Source organism: Salmonella sp. NW38 (genome assembly GCF_051807745.1).
Classification (GTDB): domain Bacteria; phylum Pseudomonadota; class Gammaproteobacteria; order Enterobacterales; family Enterobacteriaceae; genus Salmonella; species Salmonella enterica.
Genome location: NZ_JAMMTO010000001.1, coordinates 634,506 through 658,022 on the forward strand (window position 1 = coordinate 634,506; position 23,517 = coordinate 658,022).

The 23,517-nt window shown below is 50.6% G+C and carries 24 protein-coding genes and 5 pseudogenes; 12 read left to right on the forward strand and 17 right to left on the reverse strand.

The window, feature by feature from the left end:
- The first annotated feature begins 73 nt into the window (after positions 1-73).
- Positions 74-1,003, forward strand: a complete 930-nt coding sequence (locus tag NA624_RS03235; protein ID WP_000814359.1) for an aromatic alcohol reductase — start codon at positions 74-76, stop codon at positions 1,001-1,003.
- Between the two features lie 59 nt (positions 1,004-1,062).
- Here the strand turns inward: NA624_RS03235 and NA624_RS03240 are convergent, their stop codons facing one another.
- Positions 1,063-2,676 (reverse strand): peptide ABC transporter substrate-binding protein, encoded by a 1,614-nt coding sequence (locus NA624_RS03240; RefSeq protein WP_001216567.1) that lies wholly within the window; start codon positions 2,674-2,676, stop codon positions 1,063-1,065.
- A 189-nt stretch (positions 2,677-2,865) separates the two neighbouring features.
- On the opposite strand from NA624_RS03240, the gene mpaA reads away from it, so the two are divergent.
- Positions 2,866-3,594: a murein tripeptide amidase MpaA gene (gene mpaA / locus NA624_RS03245; RefSeq protein WP_000219104.1), complete on the forward strand. Its 729-nt coding sequence runs from the start codon at positions 2,866-2,868 to the stop codon at positions 3,592-3,594.
- Here mpaA and ycjG read toward each other — a convergent pair.
- Entirely contained in the window at positions 3,569-4,534 is a 966-nt protein-coding gene (ycjG, locus tag NA624_RS03250; protein ID WP_001258075.1) for an L-Ala-D/L-Glu epimerase, read from the reverse strand. The genes mpaA and ycjG overlap by 26 nt on opposite strands.
- Before the next feature lie 115 nt (positions 4,535-4,649).
- Here ycjG and tpx point away from each other — a divergent pair, with 115 nt between their 5' ends.
- Positions 4,650-5,156, forward strand: a complete 507-nt coding sequence (gene tpx / locus NA624_RS03255; RefSeq protein ID WP_000084401.1) for a thiol peroxidase — start codon at positions 4,650-4,652, stop codon at positions 5,154-5,156.
- A gap of 89 nt (positions 5,157-5,245) precedes the next feature.
- Here tpx and tyrR read toward each other — a convergent pair whose 3' ends face one another.
- From tyrR to pspA, 8 genes are all read right to left on the reverse strand, one after another.
- Positions 5,246-6,787 (reverse strand): transcriptional regulator TyrR, encoded by a 1,542-nt coding sequence (tyrR, locus tag NA624_RS03260; protein ID WP_001235493.1) that lies wholly within the window; start codon positions 6,785-6,787, stop codon positions 5,246-5,248.
- 147 nt (positions 6,788-6,934) lie between these two features.
- On the reverse strand, positions 6,935-7,996 hold the full coding sequence (locus NA624_RS03265) for a YcjF family protein (RefSeq protein WP_001294469.1): 1,062 nt from the start codon (positions 7,994-7,996) through the stop codon (positions 6,935-6,937).
- On the reverse strand, positions 7,993-9,390 hold the full coding sequence (locus tag NA624_RS03270) for a YcjX family protein (RefSeq protein WP_000825860.1): 1,398 nt from the start codon (positions 9,388-9,390) through the stop codon (positions 7,993-7,995). The genes NA624_RS03265 and NA624_RS03270 overlap by 4 nt, the downstream gene beginning before the upstream one ends.
- Positions 9,391-9,538: 148 nt before the next feature.
- The gene (gene pspE, locus NA624_RS03275; protein ID WP_000913432.1) at positions 9,539-9,853 is read right to left on the reverse strand and encodes a thiosulfate sulfurtransferase PspE; all 315 of its coding nucleotides are present in this window, start codon (positions 9,851-9,853) and stop codon (positions 9,539-9,541) included.
- Positions 9,854-9,928: 75 nt separating this feature from the next.
- Positions 9,929-10,147, reverse strand: a complete 219-nt coding sequence (gene pspD / locus NA624_RS03280) for a phage shock protein PspD (protein WP_001097607.1) — start codon at positions 10,145-10,147, stop codon at positions 9,929-9,931.
- A gap of 22 nt (positions 10,148-10,169) precedes the next feature.
- The gene (pspC, locus tag NA624_RS03285) at positions 10,170-10,529 is read right to left on the reverse strand and encodes an envelope stress response membrane protein PspC (RefSeq protein WP_000508936.1); all 360 of its coding nucleotides are present in this window, start codon (positions 10,527-10,529) and stop codon (positions 10,170-10,172) included.
- Positions 10,529-10,753: an envelope stress response membrane protein PspB gene (pspB, locus tag NA624_RS03290; RefSeq protein ID WP_001274953.1), complete on the reverse strand. Its 225-nt coding sequence runs from the start codon at positions 10,751-10,753 to the stop codon at positions 10,529-10,531. The genes pspC and pspB overlap by 1 nt, the downstream gene beginning before the upstream one ends.
- Positions 10,754-10,812: 59 nt before the next feature.
- Entirely contained in the window at positions 10,813-11,481 is a 669-nt protein-coding gene (gene pspA / locus NA624_RS03295; protein WP_000511000.1) for a phage shock protein PspA, read from the reverse strand.
- Between the two features lie 170 nt (positions 11,482-11,651).
- On the opposite strand from pspA, the gene pspF reads away from it, so the two are divergent.
- The 3 genes from pspF to sapB all read left to right on the forward strand — a co-directional run bounded on the left by pspF (position 11,652) and on the right by sapB (position 15,355).
- Complete coding sequence (pspF, locus tag NA624_RS03300; protein ID WP_024134425.1) at positions 11,652-12,632, forward strand: phage shock protein operon transcriptional activator; 981 nt, start codon at positions 11,652-11,654, stop codon at positions 12,630-12,632.
- Between the two features lie 111 nt (positions 12,633-12,743).
- A complete protein-coding gene (sapA, locus tag NA624_RS03305) occupies positions 12,744-14,393 on the forward strand; it encodes a peptide ABC transporter substrate-binding protein SapA (RefSeq protein ID WP_001241620.1) in 1,650 nt (549 codons plus the stop codon).
- Positions 14,390-15,355 carry a peptide ABC transporter permease SapB gene (gene sapB / locus NA624_RS03310; RefSeq protein ID WP_000583298.1) on the forward strand — a complete coding sequence of 322 codons (966 nt, stop codon included), beginning with the start codon at positions 14,390-14,392 and terminating at the stop codon, positions 15,353-15,355. Before sapA ends, sapB begins: the two co-directional genes overlap by 4 nt.
- Before the next feature lie 230 nt (positions 15,356-15,585).
- Here sapB and NA624_RS03315 read toward each other — a convergent pair.
- The 4 genes and pseudogenes from NA624_RS03315 to NA624_RS03330 form a co-directional block, all read right to left on the reverse strand.
- Positions 15,586-15,888: pseudogene (locus NA624_RS03315) on the reverse strand (recombinase family protein); the annotation flags it as partial.
- Positions 15,889-16,046: 158 nt separating this feature from the next.
- A pseudogene (locus NA624_RS03320) lies at positions 16,047-16,217 on the reverse strand (putative holin); the annotation flags it as partial.
- Positions 16,218-16,275: 58 nt separating this feature from the next.
- Positions 16,276-16,701: a subtilase family AB5 toxin binding subunit gene (locus tag NA624_RS03325; RefSeq protein ID WP_000727929.1), complete on the reverse strand. Its 426-nt coding sequence runs from the start codon at positions 16,699-16,701 to the stop codon at positions 16,276-16,278.
- Between the two features lie 19 nt (positions 16,702-16,720).
- Positions 16,721-17,224, reverse strand: a pseudogene (locus NA624_RS03330) (pertussis toxin-like subunit ArtA); the annotation flags it as partial.
- A 179-nt stretch (positions 17,225-17,403) separates the two neighbouring features.
- On the opposite strand from NA624_RS03330, the pseudogene NA624_RS03335 reads away from it, so the two are divergent.
- A pseudogene (locus tag NA624_RS03335) lies at positions 17,404-17,541 on the forward strand (IS4 family transposase); the annotation flags it as partial.
- Here the strand turns inward: NA624_RS03335 and NA624_RS03340 are convergent.
- Complete coding sequence (locus tag NA624_RS03340; protein ID WP_001557003.1) at positions 17,522-17,695, reverse strand: recombination protein NinG; 174 nt, start codon at positions 17,693-17,695, stop codon at positions 17,522-17,524. The pseudogene NA624_RS03335 and the gene NA624_RS03340 sit on opposite strands and share 20 nt — an antisense overlap.
- Positions 17,696-18,000: 305 nt before the next feature.
- On the opposite strand from NA624_RS03340, the gene NA624_RS03345 reads away from it, so the two are divergent.
- Positions 18,001-18,888: a hypothetical protein gene (locus NA624_RS03345; RefSeq protein WP_000977500.1), complete on the forward strand. Its 888-nt coding sequence runs from the start codon at positions 18,001-18,003 to the stop codon at positions 18,886-18,888.
- 240 nt (positions 18,889-19,128) lie between these two features.
- Positions 19,129-19,302, forward strand: a complete 174-nt coding sequence (locus NA624_RS03350; RefSeq protein WP_001135892.1) for a hypothetical protein — start codon at positions 19,129-19,131, stop codon at positions 19,300-19,302.
- On the opposite strand, the pseudogene NA624_RS03355 reads toward NA624_RS03350, so the two are convergent.
- A pseudogene (locus NA624_RS03355) lies at positions 19,302-19,657 on the reverse strand (Arm DNA-binding domain-containing protein); the annotation flags it as partial. The gene NA624_RS03350 and the pseudogene NA624_RS03355 sit on opposite strands and share 1 nt — an antisense overlap.
- A gap of 135 nt (positions 19,658-19,792) precedes the next feature.
- Between NA624_RS03355 and sapC the strand changes: the two are divergent.
- Genes sapC through sapF form a run of 3 tightly spaced genes read left to right on the forward strand, consistent with a single transcriptional unit; the run spans position 19,793 to position 22,483 of the window.
- Positions 19,793-20,683, forward strand: a complete 891-nt coding sequence (sapC, locus tag NA624_RS03360; protein ID WP_001146139.1) for a peptide ABC transporter permease SapC — start codon at positions 19,793-19,795, stop codon at positions 20,681-20,683.
- Entirely contained in the window at positions 20,683-21,675 is a 993-nt protein-coding gene (gene sapD, locus NA624_RS03365; protein ID WP_001128869.1) for a peptide ABC transporter ATP-binding protein SapD, read from the forward strand. Before sapC ends, sapD begins: the two co-directional genes overlap by 1 nt.
- 1 nt (position 21,676) lies before the next feature.
- Positions 21,677-22,483, forward strand: a complete 807-nt coding sequence (gene sapF, locus NA624_RS03370; protein WP_000230462.1) for a peptide ABC transporter ATP-binding protein SapF — start codon at positions 21,677-21,679, stop codon at positions 22,481-22,483.
- 15 nt (positions 22,484-22,498) lie between these two features.
- Here the strand turns inward: sapF and NA624_RS03375 are convergent, their stop codons facing one another.
- Entirely contained in the window at positions 22,499-23,206 is a 708-nt protein-coding gene (locus NA624_RS03375) for an EAL domain-containing protein (protein WP_001268410.1), read from the reverse strand.
- Positions 23,207-23,517 lie beyond the last annotated feature (311 nt).

Sequence of the window (23,517 nt, forward strand, 5' to 3'; positions counted from 1 at the left end):
TTCGGCGTCTTATCGAACGCAGAACCCTGACGTAATCTTTAATCTACAGGTGAACCAACACAGAGAGGTGCAAATGAAACAATCCAATAATCAGGTGGGTGAAAAAGTATTGGTGCTGGGCGCGGGACAACTGGGGGCGTCAGTGCTGGCGTCGTTGGTTCCGGCGGTCACACAGCGTAATGGTTCCGTTAGCGTTATTGTGTCAGGGCAATCCAGGGATAAACAGAGCAAACGACGTTCCAGCATTCATCAACAACTGGCGGATGCCGGTGCGCGGTTTATCCCGGTCGACATCGCGGGCAGTTCGGTTGCAGCGTTAAAAGATCAATTCCGCGGTTTTGATACGATCATCAATTGTATGGGGTTTGTCGCCGGTGCGGGTACCCAGATAAAAATCACCCGCGCGGTACTGGAGGCGGGCGTTAAGCGCTATTTCCCCTGGCAGTTTGGCGTGAATTACGATGTGGTCGGCAAAGGCAGTGGCCAGCCGGTGTGGGACGAACAGTATGACGTCAGGACGCTTTTGCGCGAGCAAAACGTCACAGAGTGGGTGATTGTTTCAACCGGTATATTTACCTCTTTTCTCTTCGAACCGGCCTTTGGTGTGGTCAACTTAGCCCAAAAAACCATCAATGCCCTCGGCGGATGGGAAATGCAGGTCACCGTCACGTCGCCTGCGGATATTGGTCGCCTGACCACTGAAATTTATCTGCATCAGCCGCGTATCACTAACGAAGTCGTCTTTGTCGCGGGGGAAACGACCTCTTATGCAAAACTGGCGGAAACGGTCGAACGCGTGACGCAGCAAACTTTTACCCGAGGCGTATTGACGCTACCTGACTTACAGGAGCAGCTCCGTTTACATCCGCATGACCCAATGCTGCGCTATCGCGTCGCCTTCGCGCGTGGTGACGGTATGTGGTGGCCGATGAGCGACACCTGGAATGCACAACATCATCTGCCGACACAGGATATTGCCGCCTGGCTGAAAACACACCAATGAGAACGGCGGCATCAGGCGGCGGGCGTGGTTACCTTTCATCAAAAGGTAACCAGTACGCATCAGTGCTTCACAATATACATTGTACGGCTATAGGCCACATCTTCCGGGTTAGTAATGGGGTATCCCTTTACCCACGGTTTAATTAACCGGCCATTGGTATACTGATAAATAGGCGCTATAGGCGCTTGATCCGTTAAAATTTTCTCCGCTGCATTGTAATCCGCGTTACGCGCTTCGGCGGTATTTTCCATCGTCGCTTGCGTCAGGATTTTGTCATAAGTCGGATTAGTAAAGCGTGAAATATTCCCCGTATGCGTGGACGTTAATAAGGATAAGAAAGCCGACGGTTCGTTGTAATCCCCCACCCAGGAGGCGCGAATAACATCAAAATTACCGGTATTCCGGCTGTCGATATACGTTTTCCACTCCTGGTTTTGCAATTTCACATCCACCCCCAGATTTTTCTTCCACATTGACGCCACCGCAATCGCGATTTTCTGATGGTTTTCTGAGGTATTGTAAAGCAGGGTTAATTTAAGCGGCTTCTGCGATCCGTAGCCTGCTGCACGCAGCAATGTTTTCGCCTGGGCATTAAGTTCTTCCTGGCTCATTTGTTCAAACGGTGAAGGATCGGGCTTAAATCCTGCCGTGACATCCGGTGTAAAATGCCAGGCCGGTTTTTCACCGGTACCTAAGACTTTTTCCGCCATCAAACGGCGATCAATGGTCATACTTAGCGCCAGACGAACGCGGGAATCCGCCGTCGGCCCTTTCTGCGTATTAAACGCATAATAATAAGTCCCTAATTGCGGCGGCGTATAAACTTGCCCTGGAATATCCTTCAATAATTTCTGGTACAGATTTTTAGGGAAAGATTCGGTGATATCAATATCACCGGCAAGATAACGTTTCGTCGCAGCCGACTCTTGGTTAATGGGTAAAAATGTCACTTTTTGCAGTACCGTTTTCGCGTTATCCCAGTAATGCGTATTAGGCACGACCACCAGTTTTTCATTTACCACGCGCTCTTTAAGCACATACGCGCCATTGCCGATCAGTTTTCCCGGCTTCATCCAGTCTTTACCGCTTTCAACATTCGCTTTTTGGACCGGATAAAAGGCAAAACTGGCGGTCAGACTGGCAAACCAGGGCAACGGCTTGTCAAGCTGAATACGCAAAGTGTGCGCGTCCACGGCACTGACGCCAAGCTGATCCGGCGTGGCTTTACTGTCGATAATGGCTTGCGCATTAGTGATGCCAGCCAGAGCGGCAAACCAGGCGAAGGGGGAAAGCGTTTTGGGATCAACGAGACGTTGCCAGCTATAGACAAAATCCTGGGCGGTCACCGGCGTTCCATCGGCCCATTGCGCATTATCCCGCAACGTAAACGTCCAGATACGATTATCATTGCTCTTCCACTGGCTGGCGACGCCAGGGATAATTTCACCCTTTTCGTTCTGGTTAACCAGCCCTTCAAATAGATCGCGGATCACCTGAATTTCAGGCAGCCCAACGGCTTTCGCTGGATCTAACGAAGCGGGCTCATCTTTGATATGACGCACCAGTTCTTGTTTCTCTGCCAGTACCGTTCCACCGGGAACATCCGCAGCATATGCCAGGGAAAAGCTGCTAACCAACAGCGCACAACAGGTTACTGAAACAGAATGCCTCATAGAAGTTCCTCAAAGATGAGTTAAATAACAACGTAATTATTTGTTTCAGCAGAAAGAAATGCAATTATCTTCCGCCAGAAAGTTGATATCGCGCCATACAAGAGGGTAAATAGAAACCATTTGATAATCGGCGGGTTTTACACAACACTACGATGATTACCCTACTGGTCTCAGCTTCGGGAAACATGTATGACTGTCACCCGCCCCCGTGCCGAGCGCGGCGCATTTCCGCCAGGCACTGAACATTATGGACGTTCGCTACTAGGCGCACCGCTAATCTGGTTTCCGGCGCCTGCCGCCGATCGCGAAAGCGGCCTGATACTGGCTGGCACCCACGGGGATGAAACCTCATCCGTGGTGACGCTCTCCTGTGCGTTACGCACCTTAAATCCTTCCCTTCGCCGTCATCATGTCGTACTTGCCGTTAATCCTGATGGCTGTCAACTGGGATTAAGGGCAAATGCAAATGGCATTGATTTAAACCGTAACTTTCCCGCCGCCAACTGGAAAGCGGGTGAAACAGTTTATCGCTGGAATAGCCGCGCGCAAGAGCGTGATGTCGTGCTGCTAACCGGCGACCATCCCGGCTCAGAACCGGAAACCCAGGCGCTTTGCCAGTTAATACATCGACTCCAACCCGCCTGGGTCGTCTCTTTTCACGATCCGCTAGCCTGCATTGAAGATCCACGTCGCAGCGAGCTAGGCGAGTGGCTGGCCGATGCGTTTGCGTTGCCGCTGGTGACCAGCGTTGGTTACGAAACGCCCGGTTCGTTTGGCAGCTGGTGCGCCGACCTCAACCTGCACTGCATTACCGCCGAGTTTCCCCCTGTTTCTGCCGATGAAGCCAGCGAAAAATACCTGCTGGCTATGTCGAATCTGCTCCGCTGGCATCCTAAAGATGGAGTTGACCCGTCGTAAAGCGTAGCGCGGGCTCAACATCAACCGCCAGCCATGTTGGGCCATCAAGATCGGCGAAGCTCACCTGCGGCATAAGCGGCAGCGCGGCGCTAATCGCTCTTGATGTACAGAGCATACAGCCCAGCATCAGGCCGAATCCTTGCTCCCGCGCCTCCGTTGCCAGCGCCAGCGCCTCGGTCAGACCGCCGGTTTTATCCAGCTTAATGTTAATCATATCGTAGCGCCCCGTCAGGGCTTTCAGACTACTGCGAGTATGGCAGCTCTCATCTGCACAGATGGGCAACGGATGAATAAAATTTTCCAGGGCGGCGTCATCCTGCGCGGGCAGCGGCTGCTCCAGCATCGCGACATTCAGATCCGCCAGTAACTGACAACGCGCCGCCAGCCCCTCCGGACGCCACGATTCATTGGCGTCCACAATGAGCGTCGCCTCCGGCACCGCCGCGCGGATCGCCACCATACGTTCGCTAATCAGACGAGCATCGAGTTTGATTTTCAGCAACGTCGCCCCTTTTTCCCATAGTGCCGCCGCACTGGCTGCCATCTGTTCCGGCGTGCCTATCACTACCGTTTGCGCGGTAGTAAAAACCGGGGACAGCGTCACGCCGAGCAGCCCGGCAAGGCTTTGCTGCCGCTGGCGGGCCTGCAAATCCCATAAGGCGCTATCCACCGCGTTGCGCGCCGCGCCTGCCGGCAACAGTTTCTGCAATGCTTCGCGAGTCAGCCCGTTTTCCAACTGAGGCACAATACTCATGATTTGCGCCATGACCGAGGCATCACTTTCACCATAACGTGGATATGGCGTACATTCCCCGATGCCTTTTACGCCCTCTTCTTCCAGTTCGACAACGACAACATGCGCTTCGCTTCGGCTACCACGCGCAATAACGAAAGGCGTATGCAACGGCCAGGTTTCCTCATATACCTTAACAGATCTCATCTCTTCCCCTCTGATAGCGCCGGACGCGGCTTGCTACAAATAGTATTTGCCGTGTTAATGAATAATGACTTAAACTGGATTTCGACGTTAACTATAAGTAAATAGGAACATAATTATGTCACAGACTGTACATTTCCAGGGTAACCCGGTCACCGTTGCCAACGTTATTCCGCAGGCTGGTAGCAAAGCACAGGCTTTTACTCTTGTCGCAAAAGATTTGTCTGACGTTTCCCTCAGCCAATATGCAGGCAAACGCAAAGTGCTGAATATTTTCCCAAGCATTGATACTGGCGTATGCGCCGCATCAGTTCGTAAGTTTAATCAACTGGCCACAGAAGTGGAGAATACCGTCGTATTGTGCGTTTCTGCTGACCTGCCTTTTGCACAGTCGCGTTTTTGCGGCGCGGAAGGCCTGAGCAACGTTATTACGCTTTCCACTCTGCGTAATAACGAGTTTCTGAAAAACTACGGCGTCGAAATCGTTGACGGCCCGCTGAAAGGTTTGGCGGCGCGCGCAGTCATCGTGCTTGACGAAAACGACAACGTTATTTTCAGCCAGTTGGTGGATGAAATCACCCACGAGCCGGATTACGACGCCGCGCTTAATGTCCTGAAGGCATAAGCCAGCGACTGCTGGCGCTACGTTTGTCAGCGCTACAGGCGGTGCTCTTTTGTCACAAGAAGGCCTCTATCCAGAGGCCTTCTTTTTTTCTACTCTTCACCCTTCTTCTGGCTCAGACCATATTCACGCAGCTTATTGGCAATCGCGGTGTGCGATACCCCCAACCGTTTCGCCAGTTTACGCGTACTCGGATAGCTACGATAAAGCTGGGTCAGGACAGAACGTTCAAAACGACTGGTAATGTCATCCAGCGAACCTTCCATCGCATCTTCGCCGACTGCCACCGTCGCGGCATCGTAGTCAGGCAGCAGGATATCCTGCGGACGCAGCTCATACCCTTCCAGTTGCGTCAGCGCCCGGTAAATCGCATTTTTAAGCTGGCGAACGTTACCCGGCCAGCCGTAACGAGTGAGGACCGTACTCAGATCGGCAGACAGTTTCGGTCGCGGAACGCCCTGTTCGTCGGCAAAACGCGCCACGAACAGTTCGGTCAACGGCATAATATCCTGCGGACAATCGCGCAACGGCGGCAAATTAAGCGTCAGAACGTTAAGTCGATAATAGAGATCTTCGCGGAACAGTCCTTTTTGCACCAGCTCCACCAGATTTTTCTGCGTGGCGCAGATAACGCGGACATCAACATGAATTTCGTGATCTTCGCCGACGCGACGGAACGTACCATCATTGAGAAAACGTAGCAGCTTCGCCTGCATACGCGGCGACATTTCGCCAATTTCATCCAGCAGCACCGAACCGCCATTCGCCTGTTCAAAAAAGCCTTTTTTACCTTCCGGCGCATGGCCAAATAGTTCGCTTTCTACCGCATCTTCCGGGATTGAAGCGCAGTTGAGCGCCAGATACGGCTTCGCTGAACGAGGGCTTGCCTGGTGACAGGCATAGGCGAAAAGATCTTTGCCGGTTCCCGTATCGCCGGTAATCAGCAGCGGCGCACTGAGCATCGCCAGTTTGCGCGCCTGCTCAACAACGTGCTTCATCTTTGCGCTCACGGCAATAATCTGACTAAACGCGCTCAGATCCTGCGTGGACAAATTCTGTAGCTGCTGCCCCATACGAATCGTGGAACGCAACATCACGACCGCCCCGGTCAACACGTATTCGTCATTTTCGTTTTGTAAATGTACCGGCGTAATCTCCATCAGGAAGTTTTGCCCGTTGATCACGACATGTTCGTTATGGGAGCTTTGCGGGTTACCGTCCAGCCAGCGCTGAAAATTGAAGCCGTTGATTAATTGTGCGGCGGTATGGTGCCGCATTCGCTCCTGGCTCTGGGCAAAAAGCTGACAACTCGCCGGGTTCGCCATCTCCACTTTACTTTTCATATCCAATGAGAGCACCGGCTCCGGCAACGCCTCAAGCAGCGCGCTCAGGGCCAGATGTTCACGTTCGGACGGCATCCAGGGAACGGTACGGACATCCGTTACGCCGGAAATACGGCGGATTTCGGCCATCAGGCTGCTGAAGTCGGTGAATTCCAGCTCAGCAAAATTAAGATAAATTCGCCCAATGGGATCAATCTCGATTCCGCGTAAATCAATGCTACGTAACACCAGTAAATCAAGTAATTCGCGGGTCAGACCAAGTCGGTCTTCACAAAAGACTTCCAGACGCATGGGAACCTTCACCTGAATAATGAACCATTAAATAGATGATAAGCCACTATTCGGCTGGCAGGAAGGATTCTGTCAACAAATATTGACAGCATGACGGAAAAACGGGCGCTGCGGCGTAAAGCCAGGCAGTCAGCGCCCTGTGGAAGGTCATTTCTCAGGCGACGACTTACTCTTTTGTAACGTCTCTTTTAGCTGACCGATAAGCTGACGACGAAAATCACCGAGACGTGGTTTATCGTTATCGATCCACGGCAATGGTCGACATAGCTCCATCGCTTTTATTCCCAGTCGAGCGGTAAGGAGACCTGCGCCAATCCCCTGTGCCGCGCGCGTGGACAGGCGTGCGGCCAGATCCTGAGACATCCAGTCCATACCGACTTCACGCACCAGCTCACTGGCTCCCGCGAACGCGATATTCAGCAACACCAGACGGAACAGACGAAGGCGGCTGTAATAACCAAGTTCAATGCCATACAGCGTTGCGATACGGTTAATCAGGCGTAAATTACGCCAGGCAATAAATGCCATATCCACCAACGCTAACGGGCTGACGGCGATCATCAGAGTCGATTCCGCGGCGAAACGGCTAATCTCACGTCGCGCCTGCGCGTCAAGTACCGGCTGTACCAGATGCGCATACAAACCGACGATTTCCCTGTCGTTTTGCGTTTCGTGAATAGCGGCATACCAACGTTGTAATGCCGGATGTGATTGATCAATCCCCGCCTGCTGCGCCAGTTTTTCGCAAAATGCGCGACCTTTCCCGACGCTATGGCTATGTAACAGCTCACGCGCTTCATCCCGCTCATGCGCCCGCTGGCGCAAGCGCCATAATCGCCGCCACTCCGTGACCACCGATCCCGCGCCAGCGCCAACGATCAGCGCGCCTGCGGCACAGCCGCCTAAAGCGACCCAGTCCTGAGTTTGCCAGGCATTCATTGTCCACTGTACGCCTTGCCCGACCACGCTCGCGCCAAACAGCGCCAGCCCTCCCATCACCATTTTACGCCACAGGCTGCGTTTGGGACGCAGCGCGGCATCGACCGCCGCTTCTGCCACGCCTTCGTCTTCCGGGCGCTCATCGATAGCTGCAGGCGCAAATGTACGCGACTCCGCTTCGCTGAAAGTTTGCTGCGCTTTGAAGGCCGACGTAGGTTCCTCCTTTAGCGGTTCTGCAAAATCAATACGCGGTTTTAACGGTTCGCTCATCGCAGCTTATCTCCTATTAAAAACTCCAGCGCAGCGTCCAGACGAATATGCGGTAACGGTTTATCAACATCCATCACCTGCGGACGAAAGGCTTCGAACTGAAAACCCTGACTATCCCAAAACGCTTGCCCCGGCAAACGCGAAGGCACTTCGCCGGGGTACACGGTTAACGGCGCGCCGTCACTCAAACGGTTTCCACGTAAAGCCGGGATTTTTTCACCGTTGACCTCAATCACGCCGCTGGTGGTCGCCTGTACCGACGCCAGCCCCAGGCAATCCATACTAATGCCTTCAAACGCGGCATTTTGCCAGGCATCCTGAATAAGTTGCTGGAGCAAGGCCACCATATTGGCATGTTGGTCGAGGGTGACATGGTCGGCTTTCGTCGCGGCGAACAGCAATTTGTCAATCACCGGCGAAAACAGGCGGCGAAACAGAGTTCGCTGACCATAGTGAAAACTTTGCATCAGCTGCGTTAAAGCGAGACGCATATCATTAAACGCCTGCGGCCCGCTATTAAGCGGTTGCAGACAGTCGACCAGCACAATCTGGCGATCAAAGCGTAGAAAATGATTTTTGTAGAACCCCTTGACCACTTTTTCGCAATAGTAGTTAAAGCGTTCGCGCAGCATTCCAGCGTTGGTCTGCTTATCCGCCTGCGCCAGTTTTGACTCGCCGAAGGCGTCCACATCCGGCCACGGGAAAAACTGCAACGCTGGCGCGCCCGCCATATCGCCCGGCAAAACAAACCGTCCAGGCTGAATAAAGTGCAATCCCTGCGATTTACACTGATGCAAATAATCCGTCCAGGCGGCGGCAATCTCCGCCAGCCGGTTTTCATCGGCGGGCGCCAGCGGATCGAGTCCGTCGCAAAGTTGCCGCCATTTTGCGGCCCACTCAGCGCGTTGTCCTTGTAACAAGCCGTTCATCTGACGGGACCAGCTTAAATAATCCTGAGCCAGCATGGGCAGATCGAGTAACCATTCCCCTGGATAGTCCACAATCTCCAGATACAATGTCGAGGTATCTTTAAAATGGCGCAGCAGCGAGTCGTTTGAGCGATAGCGCAACGCCAGCCGAATCTCACTGACGCCGCGCGTCGGTGTGGGCCAGGCGGGAGGATTGCCATAAAGCTGAAGTATCCCCTCGTCGTAGGTAAAACGGGGAATACCAAAATCACGTTGAGGCACGCGCTTTACGCCAAGCAGGCGTTCTTCGCGTACCGCGCTGAGCAACGGTAAGCGCGCGCCCGCGTGGACATTAAGCAACTGGTTAACCATCGCCGTGATAAACGCCGTTTTGCCGCTGCGGCTCAACCCGGTTACGGCAAGTCGCAAATGCCTGTCTACCCCACGATTGACCAGCGCGTTGAGTTCAGTTTTAAGTCGCTTCATTGACATCCTGTTGAGCCTGAAGAGAAGAAAAAATAATAACGAGCCTGCGTTATAGATATGTGCAAAAACGTTATTATCAACTACCCGGAGAGATCAACAACGGCGCATTAAGCGCCGCGGTTAGTATGAGTATTGAGCAATAGATTATCTATTTTTTTACTTTCGGCATATCAAGACGACTGATGCCGCCCATATTCATCGCGTGCGTATACCCCATATCAAGCAACATTTGTTTTGCCATGCCCGACTGTCGTCCGGAGTTGCAATATAACTTTACCGTATCGTTCCTGTCTGGAACTACCGTTTCGATATGAGATTTAATCTCCTTCAATGGGATATTAATCGCGCCCTGAATATGCTCACGCTGATATTGTTCCGGAATGCGGACATCTATCCAGTATTCTGCGGCATAAAGCGGCATGGCTACGAATAACGCTAACGCAAATATTCCTTTTTTCAACATACTTCCGTCCTGACACGTAATGTATTTCGCACACACTATACGCCAGAGCTTAACGAAATATTATGACCAGACTCGCTATTTGTAACGCTGCGAAATTTTATTCGCCGCCTTACGAAGTACTGGCTCCAGCGCAAACGCCAGCAACATTTTTAGCGGACGACGGGCGACGGATTTTACCGCCCATCCCGCCACGCCGGCAGGCCCGTAGCGTAACGCGGTCAACAGAACCAGCTTACCTGCTATTTTGAAGCCGGGCTTTACCTTCTGCCCGGCGCGTTGCCAGCGAGTATTCATCTTCACCTTCCCGATATAACACTTAAAGTTGACGGAAACGACTACGCAGTGTGAACGTATCTGACGTGACGTAGCGTTCCATTTCTCGCAAACGCTTTTCGCCTGCGGCAAGCTCTCTGTCTACGGTATCCAGCAGTTCGCCGCTGGTCGGCTGCGGTTTGCCTGCGGCCAGATTATCCGGCATAGGGTCCAGTACAAAAGACAGAACGATATAGGCCACTACGGTAAAAAACGCCAGCCCAAAGAAAATCGACAGCACGACCAGAATACGCACCAGTTTTACCGGTACATCAAGGTAGTCGGCGATCCCAGCGCAAACGCCACGCAACATGCCCTTTTGCGGCATACGCCATAGTTTTTTATTCAGATTGATTCCACCCATTAGCGCTCTCTCCAGTTCGGATGCTCTGCATCAAGAATGTCTTCCAGCGCCTGAATGCGCTCGCGCATACGTTGCGCATCGTCTGTGAGTTGCAGTAAGCGTTGCTGCTCGCTTTGCGACAGTTCTCCCCGACCGGCGCGGTTGCTGTAATGCAGCCACAGCCAAATCGGTAACACAAACAACACAAAAATGGTTAACGGGATGGCCAGAAATAGCGCGCTCATGCGTTCTCCTTACACCTAAAGCTGATGAGCGACGGCGCGTACCGGCGCCGCCATTGTCATTATTGATTATCTTGCTTCATTTTGGCTTTCAACTGCGCCAGCTGCTCGCTGATTTCATCATCGGCTTTCAGGTTGGCAAACTGTTGGTCCAGCGATTGCTGCTTACCAAAACGATGGCTTTCCGCTTCCGCTTCCATTTGATCGATACGACGTTCAAAGGATTCAAACCGCGCCATGGCTTCATCCAGTTTGCCGCTGTCAAGCTGACGACGGACATCACGGGAAGAACTCGCCGCCTGATGACGCAGCATCAGCGCCTGCTGGCGAGCGCGTGTTTCGCTGAGTTTGTTTTCCAGCTCGCCAATCTCTTTCTTCATGCGCGCCAGCGTGTCATCCACCAGCGTGACTTCCTGTTCAAGCGTAGCAATTAAATCGGTCAGCTTTTGTTTTTCAATCAATGCGGCGCGCGCCAGATCGTCTTTATCTTTGCGCAGAGCCAGTTCCGCTTTTTCCTGCCACTCGGTCTGCTGAGCCGTAGCCTGTTCAATACGACGGGATAACTGTTTCTTTTCCGCTAAAGCACGCGCGGAGTTCGAGCGAACCTCCACCAGCGTATCTTCCATCTCCTGAATCATCAGGCGCACCAGCTTCTGCGGATCTTCCGCTTTTTCCAACAACGCATTGATATTGGCGTTCACGATGTCGGCAAAACGAGAAAAAATACCCATAATTCAATCCTCACATAATGTTCTGATAACGGGCGATGCCCTGCTACATGATTAATACAATTTGCGTGCCAACTTTTCATGTCGCTGATAATAAAGAAATTTTTTCGTTTTACCTCGCCAGCAAAAAAGGATAAAGTGGTGAAAAGCACTAACAAGTGGCGATTTTCATCATGACTGAATTTAAAGATAACCTGCTCGGCGAGGCAAACCGTTTTCTTGAAGTACTGGAACAAGTCTCCCGGCTCGCGCCGCTGGATAAGCCAGTGCTGATTATTGGCGAACGCGGTACGGGTAAAGAACTTATCGCCAATCGCCTGCACTATCTCTCTTCACGCTGGCAGGGGCCGCTTATCTCGCTTAACTGCGCGGCGCTTAACGAAAATCTGCTGGACTCCGAACTGTTTGGTCATGAAGCGGGCGCTTTTACCGGGGCGCAAAAACGTCATCCCGGTCGCTTTGAACGCGCCGATGGCGGCACGCTGTTTTTGGATGAACTGGCGACAGCGCCGATGCTGGTACAGGAAAAGCTGCTGCGGGTGATTGAATATGGCGAGCTAGAGCGCGTCGGCGGCAGCCAGCCGTTACAGGTTAATGTGCGATTAGTATGCGCCACCAATGCCGATTTACCCGCCATGGTAAAGGAAGGAACATTTCGTGCCGATCTGCTCGACAGGCTGGCTTTTGATGTTGTACAACTGCCGCCGCTGCGCGAACGCCAGAGCGATATCATGCTGATGGCCGAGCATTTTGCTATTCAGATGTGTCGTGAACTACGTCTGCCCTTATTTCCCGGTTTTACCGATCGGGCAAAAGAAACGTTGTTGCATTACGCCTGGCCGGGTAATGTCCGCGAGCTGAAAAACGTAGTCGAACGTTCAGTGTATCGCCACGGCAGTAGTGAACATCCTTTGGATGAAATTGTTATCGATCCTTTTCAACGCCATCCCGCCGAACCGCCCGCGCCCGCCCTGCCATCGGCAACCGCCACGCCCGACCTGCCGCTCAAGTTGCGGGAGTTTCAACTGCAACAGGAAAAAGCGCTGCTGCAACGTAGCTTACAGCAGGCGAAATTTAACCAGAAACGAGCCGCCGATTTGCTGGCGCTCACCTACCACCAGTTTCGCGCCTTGCTTAAAAAGCATCAGCTTTAGCTATTTCTCCGGCTAATTGACGACATTTACGCCAGTTATCCACCGACATTTTTACGTGGCGGGCCGAAGTGCGATACACTTTGCAAATTGAACTTCAAAAACTTAACTATTATGCGCCTGGTTTTATCGTCTCTGATCGTGATAGCGGGTCTACTGAGTAGTCAGGCTACGGCTGCGGCTGCGCCCGAACAAACTGCGAGTGCAGATATTCGCGATAGCGGCTTTGTGTATTGTGTTAGCGGGCAGGTCAACACCTTTAATCCGCAAAAAGCGAGCAGCGGCCTCATCGTCGATACCCTGGCCGCCCAGTTATATGATCGCCTGTTGGATGTCGATCCCTATACTTATCGTTTAGTCCCAGAGCTGGCAGAAAGCTGGGAAGTGCTGGATAACGGGGCAACGTACCGTTTTCACCTGCGCCGCGACGTTTCCTTTCAAAAAACCGCCTGGTTTACGCCGACCCGAAAACTCAATGCTGATGATGTTGTCTTTACCTTTCAGCGGATTTTTGATCGTCGGCATCCGTGGCATAACATCAACGGCAGTAGCTTCCCCTACTTTGATAGCCTACAGTTCGCCGACAATGTAAAAAGCGTGCGTAAGCTGGACAATAACACCGTTGAGTTTCGCCTGACGCAGCCAGACGCCTCCTTTTTATGGCATCTGGCTACACACTACGCTTCCGTCATGTCCGCTGAGTACGCCGCGCAGCTTAGCCGAAAAGATCGTCAGGAACTGCTAGACCGCCAACCGGTCGGCACCGGGCCTTTCCAGCTTTCGGAGTACCGTGCCGGGCAGTTTATTCGTCTCCAGCGCCACGATGGTTTTTGGCGCGGCAAACCGCTGATGCCGCAAGTAGTAGTGGATTTAGGCTCCGGCGGTACCGGGCGTTTATCGAAATTACTGACCGGTGAATGCGATGTTCTGGCCTGGCCCGCCGCCAGCCAGCTAACTATTTTACGCGACGATCCGCGTTTGCGCCTGACGTTGCGTCCGGGGATGAATATCGCCTATCTGGCCTTTAACACCGATAAGCCGCCGTTGAATAATCCCGCAGTGCGCCATGCGCTGGCCTTATCGATCAACAACCAGCGCCTGATGCAGTCGATTTATTACGGCACGGCAGAAACCGCAGCCTCCATTTTACCGAGAGCCTCATGGGCTTACGATAACGATGCCAAAATTACGGAGTACAATCCGGAAAAATCGCGCGAACAGCTAAAAGCGCTGGGCATTGAGAATCTTACGCTGCATCTCTGGGTGCCGACCAGTTCTCAGGCCTGGAACCCAAGTCCGCTAAAAACGGCGGAGCTTATTCAGGCGGATATGGCGCAGGTTGGCGTAAAAGTGGTCATTGTGCCGGTTGAAGGTCGTTTCCAGGAGGCGCGCCTGATGGATATGAATCACGATCTGACCTTATCCGGCTGGGCCACGGACAGCAACGATCCGGATAGCTTTTTCAGACCGCTGTTAAGCTGTGCAGCCATCAATTCGCAAACCAATTTCGCCCACTGGTGTAACCCTGAATTTGACAGCGTGCTGCGTAAAGCACTGTCGTCGCAGCAGTTGGCTTCGCGCATAGAAGCGTATGAGGAAGCGCAGAATATCCTGGAGAAAGAGCTGCCGATACTGCCGCTGGCATCATCACTACGCCTGCAGGCTTACCGCTACGATATTAAAGGGCTGGTGTTAAGCCCGTTCGGCAATGCGTCTTTTGCCGGCGTCTCCCGCGAAAAACACGAAGAGGTGAAAAAACCATGATTATCTTCACCCTGCGTCGGTTATTGCTGTTGCTGGTGACGCTATTCTTCCTTACCTTTATCGGCTTTAGCCTGAGCTATTTTACGCCGCACGCGCCGCTACAAGGCGCATCATTATGGAATGCCTGGGTTTTCTGGTTCAACGGTCTGCTGCACTGGGACTTTGGCGTGTCCAGCATTAACGGCCAGCTGATCTCCGAACAGCTTAAAGAGGTGTTTCCCGCCACGATGGAGTTGTGCATTCTCGCCTTTGGTTTTGCGCTGATGGTCGGCATCCCGGTCGGGATGCTGGCTGGCGTGACGCGTAGCAAATGGCCGGATCGTTTTATCAGCGCGCTGGCGCTATTAGGTTTCTCAATTCCGGTTTTCTGGCTGGCGCTTCTGCTCACACTGTTCTTTTCGCTCACGCTGGGGTGGCTGCCGGTATCCGGGCGATTTGACCTACTTTATGAAGTTAAACCGGTTACCGGTTTCGCCATCATTGACGCCTGGATTTCAGATTCGCCGTGGCGCGATGAAATGGTGATGAGCGCCATACGACATATGGTTTTACCGGTGCTCACGCTTTCCGTCGCGCCGACCACAGAAGTGATCCGCCTGATGCGAATCAGCACTATTGAGGTCTACGATCAGAACTACGTTAAAGCGGCGGCCACGCGCGGCTTGTCGCGCTTTACGATTTTACGCCGTCACGTGTTGCATAATGCGCTGCCGCCGGTCATTCCCCGTCTTGGCCTGCAGTTTTCAACCATGTTAACGCTGGCGATGATTACCGAAATGGTTTTCAGCTGGCCAGGGCTGGGACGATGGTTAATTCACGCCATTCGTCAGCAGGACTATGCCGCTATTTCCGCTGGCGTGATGGTCATTGGGTCGCTGGTTATTGTGGTCAATGTGATTTCCGATATTTTGGGTGCTATGGCTAACCCTCTGAAACATAAGGAATGGTATGCCTTACGATAAGAAACAATAAAAATATCATTAAATCAAAAAGTTATGCTTTTATTTTTGTGATAAGTTCGTTTTTTAGTACACAAATATATACACTTTGTTTTCTACTTTCTCCGGCAGTCCATGCTTCGATGATGATTGCCGGAGATTTATCTTCTGTATCAGCGCCTCCGGGTTTCACTACGTATCGCTACCTGCTGTCGCGGTACGCCAGCCCCAATCAAACGCCCGGCCTGCGCCTATTGTTCCAATGTTAGTTTCGGTCGTCGGCCACCATTACATCCCCTCTCCCTTGTCGCTTCCAGTCCAGCGCGGGTTCTTTCCACAATCAATTCACGTTCCATTTCATCGAGTGTGCCCATGACATGAAAGAAGAATCGCCCCATTGGCGTCGACGTGTCTATGCTGCTGTCGGTCAGGCTGTGGAAATTAACGCCGCGTTCGCGCAATTCTTCTACCAGAACGACCAGATGACGCATACTGTGACCCAGGCGATCAAGCTTCCATACAACCAGTGTGTCCCCTTCTGATAACGTCCTGACTAAAAGGAGCAGGCTTCACGGGCTGGATTTATCCAACAAAGCGCGTAGTGAGTGTTTCCCGTGAGGCTGAATACGAAAAAGGCCACGTAAATGCGCAGCCTTTATGGTGAGAGTTCTAATCTTAAGAGGCACTCCATCAAACAAACCACTCACAATTGTCAGAAGCTTGAAGGAGTGCTTTGGGGTGACAGTATCTGCGGCATTGTTGCCACGAACAACGTTCCCGCAAATGCTCAAAATACAATCCCAAAATCCGCTCCAGTAAACAGTCTGAATATCGTTGCCCCACAGATCGCTACAGCCATACAGGAACCTGATAAAGGTTCAGACATAATCGTCTCACCAACAAGATTAAGCCTGTTCTTTAGAGCGTTTAATACCCAGCAACATTTAATTTGTCAACATAGGCCCCATACAATAACTTGATGAGCTACAAGTAGTTATCGCAATTAATTCCCTGGAAGAGAATGCACTTTTGAAATCGGGGTCGCGCCAAACATTCTCTTTATAATATATCCTTACATCCCCCCCTGTTGTATAATAATACTTTGCTATATTTAGCATGTTATCAAACCCCTGTTTATGATTCCCGTACACATCCACTTTACACACGGCATTGACACTAATAGCCTCACTCCCGCGCTTCAGTTCGATACAAAAAAACTGAGTTTCCTTATCCCCTGACGTATACACACCATAAGACAGGTTTTTAATCTGAACATTACTCACATACGTATCATAATCAGCCATAGCTGCATAACAAACACTGGATAATGACGCAAGAGCAAGAGTCAGAACCTTTAATTTCTTTTTCATAATCCACTCCAACAATATTTACCATACTTGTATTTCTCTCGTAAACAAGCTCAACTGCCTCATGTATATTTTCAATTGGGATAGAATTTACAGATACATACTCACTTTGTAACCGCATCATCACTCGCTCAAAATGACCAAACTGGATACCACATAACTCAATATAAGCAACAGACGGCGGAAGGCTGTAGAAACTATTGTCTGCACGGATTCTGTATCTGTACAACCTGCCGCTAAATGTTGCTCTGGAGTAATATAATCGTGCTATATTATAAGACTCATTAATATCTGAGATAGTCGCAATATAGTACTGTCTCGACTACCGGATGCACAGGAGTCATCTCTTATATGTTGCTGAAGATTCCTGTTATTACCGTGCGAAGCAAAACCATCCCGAAAAATCACATCTGAAGGTCTCGAGTCAACACGATATACAAAATCAACGGCACTTGCATAATCAGAAAAACACTAAAAATAATATTACTTTTTTATCATACCCCCTCCCACAGAAACTATCAGGCAAACCACCTAATGTGTTAAACCGAGTGCTAACCATAGCTCAGTCATACTTTACGTCTCGCTGGATAAAATTAGAAAAACAAACCTCCCTGGTTTACGGGCACGAAAATCCCCGTAATCACACAATGCCTATCCTTAAACTGCGGCACTATAACGGCTTCCCCTACAGGGAGCCGTTTTGTTATGCCACTTCTCAATGACCTGCTCGATTTCAGCGACCATCCCCTTATGCCACCGCCTTCAGCGCAGATGTTTGCGGAACATCTTCCTGCTGAGTGTATACAACACTGCCTGACGCTCTCTAAGCATGCAACCGTTCGGCTTTATCCGCCTGGTGTTTATCCCTGATACGCCTGGCACGCAGTTCCACCGCGTAGATAGCGCCATATTCAGGACAGCACCAGACAACGTTGCTGTAAGCAGGAGAAAACCATTCCCGGCAAACTTTGCATTTACGGCGCGGTAATTTAGCCATGCTCACCTCAGACCCGGTTACGGATATAGCATCTAATAACGTTAGATTATGCATGCGTAATAATTCATAGCATATCGATATTAATGTAAATAAAATACAGTCAACAGATTTCTCCAATTTTATTATATATAAACAGAGGCTTACGTTGAGTAATAACAAGATCATACAATCCCGCACCAGTAAAATTAATGTAAAAATAGGCGTAATCATGTATTAATATTGACTGGACAGCAGGTAAGTGATAACAAATAAATATTAAAAAGTAAATATCACATAATAACCATTTCACTACATGAGAGGTGAATATGATGAAACCTATTTCTGCCGCGATCCTCAATATTAGAGGGGCAGCCCCCGGCACTGCCACTATCGAAAATGGCGCAACTAACCTAGCCAAAGATATTATTAGGGTAGCTAATATTGCTTATAATATTTCACAGGTTGAGCAAAAAAGTGGTTTCTTGTTAGTAACGGGAGAGAAAGGCTTCAACAAATCGGCTTGCCTGCATATGCTGGAACAACAAATATCCAGAGTTTTTTCTGGGAAGCACTTATATCCTGGTGTTTTTATAAGTAAAGACGCAGCGTCCGAGTTTGAAAAAACAATCAGCACTCATTATAAAACTCTTTCGGGTCACATTGATCTGCAACAATACACTAATGATGTAAATTGCGGAGCAGTTGTAGGTATTGTTGCACAGCAGCAAGAAAACCTCATACTAGATGAGATCACATTAAGCGCGTTTAAAAAGGTCTATATTACCGGTCATGGTGCAGCAGGCACTAATGTTCTAGCCAGTGGCGACTCTGTTTTTTCTGCAAAACAACTGGTTGATATTCTGGTTGCTAATAAAGTTTTAGAGGTTATAAAGGATATAAGGATTAGTAGTTGTTATTCCGCAGATAAAAGAGAGCCTAATAGTTTTAAAAAGGAGGACATAGATAAAGCGAATAGAAATGCTGGTTTCTTTGAACGAATGGTGTTTGGAGAACGTGATACTTTTATAGAGAGGGTTGCTAATGAGATCTGGAGTCGAGGCTACACAGATGTCAAAGTTTCTGGTTATCATGGTGCTGGTGTATTTTATGCTGGTGAAATCCCATTTACACATCTTAGAAGCACGACGATCCCGCCAACTATCACTGTAAAAAGAAAGTCCGTAAGAGTAACGCTGGAAAGTCCTATAGATTAAATCATAAACTCAGCTCTATTACTTTTGGGTAGATAAAGGGGTTATCATCAAAATTATATTTTTGTTAATGTTTTTACGATATTGTAAACTGACAGTTACTGTATAAATAATCGGTAACTGTCAGCTCACATCTGAGCTAATAAATATAATTCCCCCTGCTGACCCGCTGCAGCGGTTTAAGACGCAACACCTCATGCCGGCGTATTCCGATCTGTCTTATTGTGAACCTCCCAGAGACTAATGCCGCAACTGAACACAAACTCCGCCAGATACTTTAAGCCGGACTATTCCCCGGATGCCGCCGCGCGCCGCTTCTACAAATACCGCAACATCCTGATCGCGCCATACTCCAAACTGGCGCCAGCCGCCATTGTCGGTCTTAATGACCCTGGCCCAAATTCCGTACAGTGCTAAAACTTCTCCCAGTAGTCGTATGTTCTTTTACGGTTAACGCTTCTGTTTTTTTCTTCTTCTCCAGTACCATCTGGTGACGAGGATCGAGTCCCTCAGTTAACCATGATCTAAAGTACTGACGGCGTTCCCTGGCATGAGATAGTGATATGGTTGGATAATCGCCAATCGTCAGTTGAGCAGCGTTCCCGTTCCATCTGTATCGGTAAAAGAATGTTATACTGCCGGATGTAGAGAGCCTGACATTGAGACCATGAGCGTCTGAGATGACCTTGATTTGGTCTCTTTTTTTGCCAGGAGCCTTTCTTAATTTTGTATCGGCAAGCAATGTGTACACTCCATGAGAGGATATACACATTAGTGTACACATTTTGCATAAATTGATAACCTCAAAGTACACAAAATTAAAACACCAACGCTCGATAACGAATTGATAATGTTTAAAAATTTCAAAAGACATAAAGCATGGTAAACAAAAATAAAACGAGTAAATATGCCTTACGATAGCGTCTACAGCGAAAAGCGCCCGCCAGGCGCCCTGCGCACTGCTTGGCGTAAATTTTATAGCGACGCGCCTGCGATGGTGGGCCTGTATGGATGCGCCGGTCTGGCGTTGTTGTGTATTTTTGGCGGCTGGATCGCGCCCTATGGTATCGATCAGCAATTTTTGGGCTATCAGCTACTGCCGCCCTCCTGGTCACGCTATGGTGAAGTCTCCTTTTTTCTGGGGACTGACGATCTGGGGCGCGATGTGCTGAGCCGCCTGTTAAGCGGCGCGGCGCCCACAGTCGGCGGCGCGTTTATCGTAACGCTGGCGGCTACGCTATGTGGATTAGTCCTCGGCGTAGTGGCAGGCGCGACGCACGGTTTACGCTCTGCCGTACTGAACCATATTCTGGACACGCTGCTTTCCATCCCTTCGCTCTTGCTGGCGATTATCGTCGTGGCATTTGCCGGCCCACATCTGTCACACGCGATGTTTGCCGTCTGGCTGGCCCTGTTGCCGCGAATGGTACGTTCCGTCTATAGCATGGTGCATGATGAACTGGAAAAAGAGTACGTCATTGCCGCCCGTCTGGATGGCGCGACAACGCTGAATATTCTGTGGTTCGCCATTTTACCGAATATTACCGCCGGTCTGGTCACCGAAATTACCCGGGCGCTGTCGATGGCGATTCTGGACATCGCCGCGCTGGGATTTTTAGATCTCGGCGCGCAGCTTCCCTCTCCTGAATGGGGCGCCATGTTGGGAGATGCGCTGGAGCTAATCTATGTCGCGCCGTGGACCGTTATGCTACCCGGCGCGGCGATAACGCTCAGTGTTTTACTGGTAAACCTGCTCGGAGATGGGATTCGTCGTGCGATTATTGCGGGGGTGGAATAATGCCGTTACTGGATATCCGCAATCTCACCATTGAATTTAAAACCAGCGAAGGTTGGGTAAAAGCGGTCGATCGCGTCAGTATGACATTAAGCGAAGGCGAAATTCGCGGCCTGGTAGGTGAATCGGGTTCCGGAAAGAGCTTGATTGCTAAAGCTATTTGCGGCGTCGCGAAAGACAACTGGCGAGTCACTGCCGACCGTATGCGTTTTGATGATATCGATCTGCTGCGCCTCTCCTCTCGTGAACGGCGTAAGCTGGTCGGGCATAATGTGTCGATGATCTTCCAGGAGCCGCAGTCGTGCCTTGATCCTTCCGAACGCGTCGGCCGCCAGCTAATGCAAAATATTCCCGCCTGGACCTATAAAGGCCGCTGGTGGCAGCGTTTAGGCTGGCGTAAACGGCGTGCTATTGAATTACTGCACCGGGTGGGAATTAAAGATCATAAAGACGCGATGCGCAGTTTTCCCTATGAACTGACCGATGGCGAGTGTCAGAAAGTCATGATCGCTATCGCGCTGGCGAATCAACCGCGACTCCTGATCGCTGATGAACCCACCAACTCAATGGAACCAACGACGCAGGCGCAAATTTTTCGCCTGCTGACCCGACTGAATCAAAACAGTAATACCACCATTCTGTTGATTAGCCACGACCTGCAAATGCTGAGTCAGTGGGCTGACAAAATCAACGTTTTATACTGCGGCCAGACGGTAGAAACCGCGCCAAGTAAAGATCTGGTGACGACGCCACATCATCCTTATACGCAGGCGCTTATCCGCGCGATTCCGGATTTTGGCAGTGCGATGCCGCATAAAAGCCGTCTGAATACGCTGCCGGGCGCGATCCCGCTACTGGAGCAGTTACCGATAGGTTGTCGTCTGGGGCCGCGCTGCCCTTACGCGCAACGAGAATGCATTATCACGCCACGCTTAACCGGCGCGAAAAATCATCTCTATGCCTGTCATTTTCCGCTGAATATGGAGAGAGAGTGATATGGTGGAAACTCTGCTTGAAGTGCGCAACCTGAGTAAAACCTTTCGCTACCGGACAGGATGGTTTCGCCGCCAGACCGTCGACGCCGTGAAACCATTAAGCTTTACGCTTCGTGAGCGTCAGACTCTGGCCATTATTGGCGAAAACGGTTCCGGCAAATCCACGCTGGCAAAGATGCTGGCCGGCATGATTGAACCCACCAGCGGCGAGCTTCTTATTGACGATCATCCCCTGCATTACGGCGACTATTCGTTTCGAAGCCAACGTATTCGAATGATTTTTCAGGACCCCTCAACGTCACTGAATCCACGTCAACGTATTTCGCAGATCCTTGACTTCCCCCTGCGCCTTAATACCGATCTGGAGCCGGAACAGCGGCGCAAACAGATTGTCGAGACGATGCGTATGGTGGGGCTATTGCCCGATCATGTGAGCTACTACCCGCATATGCTGGCGCCGGGGCAGAAACAGCGTCTGGGCCTGGCCCGCGCGCTGATTTTACGCCCTAAAGTCATTATCGCGGACGAAGCGCTGGCTTCGCTTGATATGTCCATGCGCTCGCAGCTCATCAATCTGATGCTTGAATTGCAGGAAAAACAAGGCATCTCCTATATCTATGTCACGCAGCATATCGGCATGATGAAACATATTAGCGATCAGGTATTAGTGATGCATCAGGGGGAAGTGGTTGAACGCGGCAGCACCGCCGATGTGCTCGCCTCTCCGCTACATGAGCTTACCCGTCGTTTAATCGCAGGCCATTTTGGCGAGGCGCTGACCGCTGACGCATGGCGAAAGGATCGCTAAGCGAAACAAATACCCTCAGTTCGATTCTCTGAGGGTGTTCATGCGACTGCCCAACAGCAATGTTTCAACCTCTTCTAACGCAACGGAAGCAAATAACGTGCCCTGGGTTGCCCAAATGCCTGCCGTTTTTAACACTGGCAAATAGCGTGTGTTTTCCTGGCCACCCACCACGATCTTGTCACAATAACGCCGGATATGTTTGACAAGCAGCGGAAACGTCATTTTTTCAATTTGTGAGACAAAAAAGCTGCGATCAAGTTTTACGCCGCTAAAACACCCGCAAACTAATGGCGCAGCGGTTGCGTTCCCTACGCCCAGGTCGCCCAGCCATAATGGATTAGGTTGTTTATGAAGCGCGTGTATTAAAGGATCGACTAAGACGTTATCTTGACATGAAAAATGTTCAGCGACCTGCAGCTCCACAAATAGCATGGCGTGTAGTAATGCGCGAATATCTTTGTCCTGAAGGACAAGCTGCGCCATACCCCGATCGATATTTACGATACAGAACAGGCCGTGGCGTAGAAACCAGCCATGTTTGGCCGCGATTGTCCGCAACAGATCAAGCAGAAAACGGCGCTTCTGCGAATTGTCCCATGACGAGATAACAAACTCAGGGTGTAGCGGACGAGCGGGCGACGATGCAAAATGGGTAGTGATTTCGACACCCAGTAAATCCCCCTCCATTGCCCTTATCGGCTCTGCCATAAAAAAATAGCGCATGTGACCACTCCACTTGATCTTAACTCCCTGATAATGCGCTTTTAACGCAAATCAATCAATAAAAACGATCAATATATAAAAAATGATCGAAAAAAACAATATATGTTAACTTCATGATAACTTGCTAATTTTATGTTTTGAGAATGTTCTTCTATTGCTATAAGGAAATTTACATACTACGCCGAACAACGCTAATACGACGGCATGAGACCATCCGTAAAGCCGGGGTCTTCTTGCCAGGTAGAGGGGAAAAATCAAGGCGAGTTAATGTTGTTGCACCATCGCGAGGCATTTCATCCACTATGGCGGCG